The following is a 5,066-nucleotide window of genomic DNA, read 5'->3' as shown; positions in this document are numbered from 1 at the left end:
GTTCACGGGCAGGCGCGACGGTGGCCGCAAAGCAACGTCGCGCCAGCATGCGATCTCAGCAGGATCGGCACCATCCTGTCAGGGAGCAATGCGAGTGGCTGGCTTAGCCGCTGCGACGCTGCCCGGCATCGCGTTCAATTGATCTGGCGCCTTAAATGCAGGAAGGCTTCGCGGCCGGTACGAGGCGCATCCCTCCTCCGAAGCAGCACGCCCAAGTATCATCACAAGCCCCGAGCGCCCGCGTTCGGCGATGTCCAATTTCCGACAATGTCGGAATACAGTCAGATCTGCTGGATTGACTTTAAATGGTTTTCTCATTTGGCACAGCGCATGCTGGTTATCCGGAAACACGTGACCGACCAACAAGAAGTCGCATGACACAACCGAAGCCATCCATGTCTGACGGGCTGCCCAGGATACCTACTGCGACCGCGCTTGCCCGGTGACGACCGCTCCGGCTCCGCCCGTTACCGACGAGGCAAAGTGACGGATTTCCTGCGTTTCAACGACATGGAGGTGGTTGTCATTCCCGCTGGGGGACAGACTCGGCCTGTTCAAGGCATTGCGCGAAGGCGGCAAGATGACGGCCACCCGTGCGCGAACTCAAGGAGCGCAGCCTGTATCGTGTATCAGGCAAATAGGCCGTCGGTCAGTGACCTTGACACAGGGGACATGCGCAAGGTCCTGAAGTTTGATGCAGCGATAGAAGGGTGCCAATGACAACAATAGCTTACAGGAACGGAACCATGGCTGGCGACGGCCGAGCCTTGGGTTTTGACTCAGTATCCGTCGGTGAGAAAACGAAGGTGTTTCGCTTATGCGACGGCACACTCATCGGCGTTTCCTCTTCGTCCTTGGGTATTCCAAAGGCCGTTCGAGACTGGGTTGAGAAGGGCATGGATGTTTCTGATATTCCTGTGCCGCGCAACGACGACAATTTTGAATTTGAGGCGCTGATAGTGCGCAAAAATGGGGAAGCCGTATTGTTGGACGGCAATTGGCTGCCAAGTGATCCCGTGAAAGGTGAATATTATGCCATCGGGAGCGGCAAGCAGTATGCTTTGGCCGCGCTGGTTTTGGGCAAGTCAGCTAAGGAAAGCGTCGAAGTTGCCGCGAAACTCGACGTTTGGACTGGTGGCACAGTCACTGCCATAACTCACTAAACCCGCCTTTCGGCGGGAGTGTGACAGTGCGAGCGTGGAAGTAGGGCGCCACCCCGGGGCACGTCGAGCCCTGTCATGTGAGCTGGTCCATAAGCGCGCGAAAGCGTCCAGTTGTGGCCAAAAGCACGATTTGCGACAGAACCGGCCCGCTTCTATGAGTATGGGCCGCTTTTTGCGGCCAGCGTGCTTGCCATCCTGCCGCCAGTGGCCGTCGCCTTCTTCTTCCAAGGTTACCTCGTCATGAAGTAGAGCACCACGATCTTGTCGGAGAGATCGGAAGGCGGACGGCCCTTCCGTCCGCGTCGGCCAGTTCGAAAGGCGGCGCGGCCTGCTCGTCGATCGCCTGGAAGAACCTCTCCGCGCTGTCCCTCATCTTGTCGAGATCGGCGCCCGGATGGTGGGCCAGCGCGGAGGTCCCGAGGATCAGCGCCAGAAATTGAATCGCAAGCGACGGTTTCGCTTTCATGGACAATGCATTCCGGTTGGGGGCGTTCGAGGGCTCCGCGGCTAGGATTGGTCTCACTGTGTCTGCTCCCGCTCCCGGCGGCTCATCTGCCTGATAGGCGCGTTCCCGCTCGGGCCATGTGCTTTTGATGAAGGCCAGAACGGCCCGGATCTCCTCGTCGGTGAGGACATTCCCGAAGCCCGGCATGTCGCTCTGGTAGCCGCCGCCGACGACCGCGGCCGGTCCCGGCGCCGGCATGCGTCCCGAAGGCAGCGGGCTTTCCAATCGCGCTGACCTTCGCCTGGCTAAAACCGTCTTGCCTAGCGCTATCGCCGCGGCCGGGGCGCGGCCATCCGGTTGGCGAGCCAAGGCAATGTCCAGACCAATCCGAGGCCTGCCGCGGCCACGCATCGATAAGAGGACCGACGCCCTTCTCCTTTGCCGCCGCTGGAGAACAGGTATTTGATCAGCGCGGCCGTCCCGAGGACGAGCACGACGACGACAAGCAGCCACACCAGGCCCGTGCCGAACATCATCATGCCGCTCATGCATTCCATCATCGAAGCCTCCTATTCCGTGGCGTAGATGCCGCCGGTCGCGTCAGACTTTCGGATTTCGAGAATCTCGAAGGGCGCTTCCTTCGTGCCACTCATGCCGGGGGAGCCCATCGGCATGCCGGGCAGCGTCATGCCCTTTGATGTCGGGCCGCTCGGTCAAGAGCTTGTTGACCGTGCCGACCGGCACATGGCCGCTCACCACATAGCCGTCGATGAACGAGAGAAGGCAGCCATCGGCTTCCGGCGGAATGCCCTCTTCGCGGCTCATGGCGAAAAGGTCGTGAGTCGGCCTTGACGGTGATTCCTGGAAGGCCGATTCCAAGGCGAGCTGGCTTGAAGGCCGCGGTCCGGATGGTCGACTAGGCAGCTTGGTTCCACGATCGCAATGCTTGATCGCTTCATTGCAGGCCATGGGCTCTCGCCCCCTCCTTTTGCCACACGAGGCGCCAGCTCACGTGTTGTTGTTGGCGTGCGCCCCGGCAACCGCTTTCACCAGCCGCTCCAGCGATCCCGCGCGCTCCAGCTCCGCAAAGAATGATGCGGCGTGACGCTACCCAGCCGGTGCTTCTCGGCCTTCCAATTAAACTGTCTCGACGAAAGAGCCGTCTCCGTTGCTCCGGTCTCGGTGTTGAGTTCTCTAAGGCTGCGCCACACCTTGGTCCCCACGCCGGCAAATGATCTCACTATGCAGCCCGTGCTCGCACGCTCTCAAACTAATTACCGCTGCTGCAACACGCCGCCTGGCGGCCTGCACCGAAAAGCCGACAGGGGTGCATCTGAATAGCCGTGAACCCAGGTCTCAAAGACCATCCGGCGCGACGAGCGGACGCACCGCACGTGTGACACCCGCCTTGTGGGGCAGGGTTGCCTTTCTCAATCCCGGCGTTGGTCGGCGTCCCAATGAGCAGCAAGCTATTATCGGCCGCCGAATCTTAGTGGCTTCGTCGAGAGCCTCAATCAACCAAGCGGCGAAAGCCCCGCTAGAGTCTCCGCCCGCCTGTCGCTATGAAGCAGTTGCAGCCAGCGCTGCTTCAGGCGCATGAACTCGCCCGATGCAATGATTTCCGTCGCCCTGGGTCTTTCGAAGGGCACTGTTTCTATTCCCTTCTTCTTCGGCGCGCGGCTTGATGCCGACATACGGTTTCTTGACCTGCCGCCTGAACTGGCTGCCGAAGCGGGTGCCCCGCCAGCGACCCCGACAATCCCCTGTTCCGCAACTGCTGAAGAGCCGACTGCGCTCGCATCCCGATATTGCGCAACGGCACTATGCCGACATTCTGGAGACCGCAGCCGCATGAGCCTCGAGATGTTCCGCCGACCGTCGACAAAGGCGTCCTCTCGCCTGCGTCCGCCATTTGTCAGTGCTCGATCTGATTGGGGAGACGCCGGTCGTCGAACTGAAGAGATTCGATACCGGCAGGTGTCGTCGCTTCGTCAAGATCGAAAGCCAGAATCCCGGCGGATCGATCAAGGATCGCATTGCGTTGTCGATGATCGTTAATGCCGAACAGCGTGGCACGCGCGGGGCGGTACAATCATCGAAGCGACCGCTGGCAACACAGGGCTCGGCCTGGCCATCTGGCGGCACGAAGCGCGTGATCGCGTGTCCAAAAGCTGACAGCGTCAGACAAATGTCAGGTTCATTACAACCAACATCTGGGCACTGACGAGGTTTTTCGAAGCAATGGGCGCTAACTGCGCGCTGAGCGCGTTGGCATGGCTTTTGAGACTGAGTGACTGTGACTGCACTCAATGGGGCAAGACGAGCGATGCGCTCCTCCCTGAACCCGTGTGCCGTCTCTGAGAGGAAACCAGCTCGTGCAGAAACCTTTGGAAATAGCTTTGGACCGCAACGTGGTATTGCAGATGGAGTCCCCGGCTCCTTCGATTAGAGTCGAGAACTGGCTGCATGGCGAGCCCCTCACGAGCTTTGAGCCCGGCAAGTGTACATAGTCGAATTTTGGGCAACTTGGTGCGGCCCATGTGTGGACGGGATGCCCCATCTGATCCAGCTGCAGGGCGTCGCCAGGCGCACCATCTGGACAGCAGGAACTGGACTATGGGCAAGGTAACAGGCTTTCTCGAAATCGACCGGCAGGTGCACAAGTACCAGCCGGCCTCCGACCGCATCCGGCATTTCCGCGAATTCACGCTGCCGATGTCCGACAAAGAGGTCGAGAAACAGGCCGCGCGCTGCATGGATTGCGGCATTCCGTTCTGCCATGGGCCGACGGGCTGCCCGATCCACAACCAGATCCCGGACTGGAACGACCTCGTCTACAATGGCGACTGGGACAATGCGATCCGCAACCTGCATTCGACCAACAATTTCCCGGAGTTCACCGGCCGCATCTGCCCCGCACCTTGCGAGGAAGCCTGCACGCTGAACCTCGAGGACATCCCCGTCGCCATCAAGACGGTCGAGCAGGCGATCGCCGACAAGGCTTACGAGACCGGCCATATCAGGCCCTATCCGCCGGAGAAGAAGACCGGCAAGCGCGTCGCCGTCATCGGCTCCGGCCCGGCCGGCATGTCGGCTGCCCAGCAGCTCGGCCGCGCCGGCCACGACGTCCATGTCTATGAGCGCGAGAGCCGGCCCGGCGGGTTGATGCGTTACGGCATTCCCGACTTCAAGATCGAGAAGCACTATATCGACCGGCGCATCGAGCAGATGCAGGGCGAGGGCGTCACCTTCCATTGCGGCGTCAATGTCGGCGTCGACAAGCCGGTTGCCGAGCTGCTCGCCGAACATGACGCCGTGCTTTATTGCGGCGGTTCCGAAACGCCGCGCGCGGCCGGCATTCCCGGCGACGATCTCGGCGGCGTGCATGACGCGATGCCCTATCTGGTGCAGCAGAACAGGCGTGTCGGCGGCGAACCGATCCAGTCGGTGGCGTGGCC

At 61.0% G+C, this 5,066-nt stretch carries 4 protein-coding genes and 4 pseudogenes; 5 read left to right on the top strand and 3 right to left on the bottom strand.

Features of this window, described 5'->3' with window-relative positions:
- Nucleotides 1–746: 746 nt before the first annotated feature.
- Nucleotides 747–1,163, top strand: a complete 417-nt coding sequence (locus tag EN884_RS25470; protein WP_063169404.1) for a hypothetical protein — start codon at nucleotides 747–749, stop codon at nucleotides 1,161–1,163.
- A gap of 238 nt (nucleotides 1,164–1,401) precedes the next feature.
- On the opposite strand, the gene EN884_RS40320 is transcribed toward EN884_RS25470, so the two are convergent.
- The 3 genes and pseudogenes from EN884_RS40320 to EN884_RS25455 all read right to left on the bottom strand — a co-directional run.
- Nucleotides 1,402–1,893: a cytochrome c gene (locus tag EN884_RS40320; protein WP_244514239.1), complete on the bottom strand. Its 492-nt coding sequence runs from the start codon at nucleotides 1,891–1,893 to the stop codon at nucleotides 1,402–1,404.
- Nucleotides 1,894–1,934: 41 nt separating this feature from the next.
- Entirely contained in the window at nucleotides 1,935–2,168 is a 234-nt protein-coding gene (locus EN884_RS39780) for a hypothetical protein (protein ID WP_127312611.1), read from the bottom strand.
- A gap of 9 nt (nucleotides 2,169–2,177) precedes the next feature.
- Nucleotides 2,178–2,457 (bottom strand): annotated as a pseudogene (locus tag EN884_RS25455) (DUF411 domain-containing protein); the annotation flags it as partial.
- Between the two features lie 801 nt (nucleotides 2,458–3,258).
- On the opposite strand from EN884_RS25455, the pseudogene EN884_RS39775 reads away from it, so the two are divergent.
- The 4 genes and pseudogenes from EN884_RS39775 to EN884_RS25435 form a co-directional block, all read left to right on the top strand.
- Nucleotides 3,259–3,463, top strand: a pseudogene (locus EN884_RS39775) (isopenicillin N synthase family oxygenase); the annotation flags it as partial.
- An 8-nt stretch (nucleotides 3,464–3,471) separates the two neighbouring features.
- Nucleotides 3,472–3,741, top strand: a pseudogene (locus tag EN884_RS25445) (pyridoxal-phosphate dependent enzyme); the annotation flags it as partial.
- Nucleotides 3,742–4,019: 278 nt separating this feature from the next.
- A pseudogene (locus EN884_RS25440) lies at nucleotides 4,020–4,183 on the top strand (thioredoxin domain-containing protein); the annotation flags it as partial.
- Nucleotides 4,184–4,224: 41 nt separating this feature from the next.
- Nucleotides 4,225–5,066, top strand: an 842-nt coding sequence (locus EN884_RS25435) for a glutamate synthase subunit beta (RefSeq protein ID WP_164895147.1), incomplete at its 3' end; no start/stop codon positions are given.

The organism is Mesorhizobium sp. M7A.F.Ca.AU.001.01.1.1, assembly GCF_004022735.1.
Lineage (GTDB): Bacteria > Pseudomonadota > Alphaproteobacteria > Rhizobiales > Rhizobiaceae > Mesorhizobium > Mesorhizobium ciceri.
Note: the sequence above shows the minus strand (reverse complement) of the source record. Positions and strands in the feature narration are given on the sequence as shown.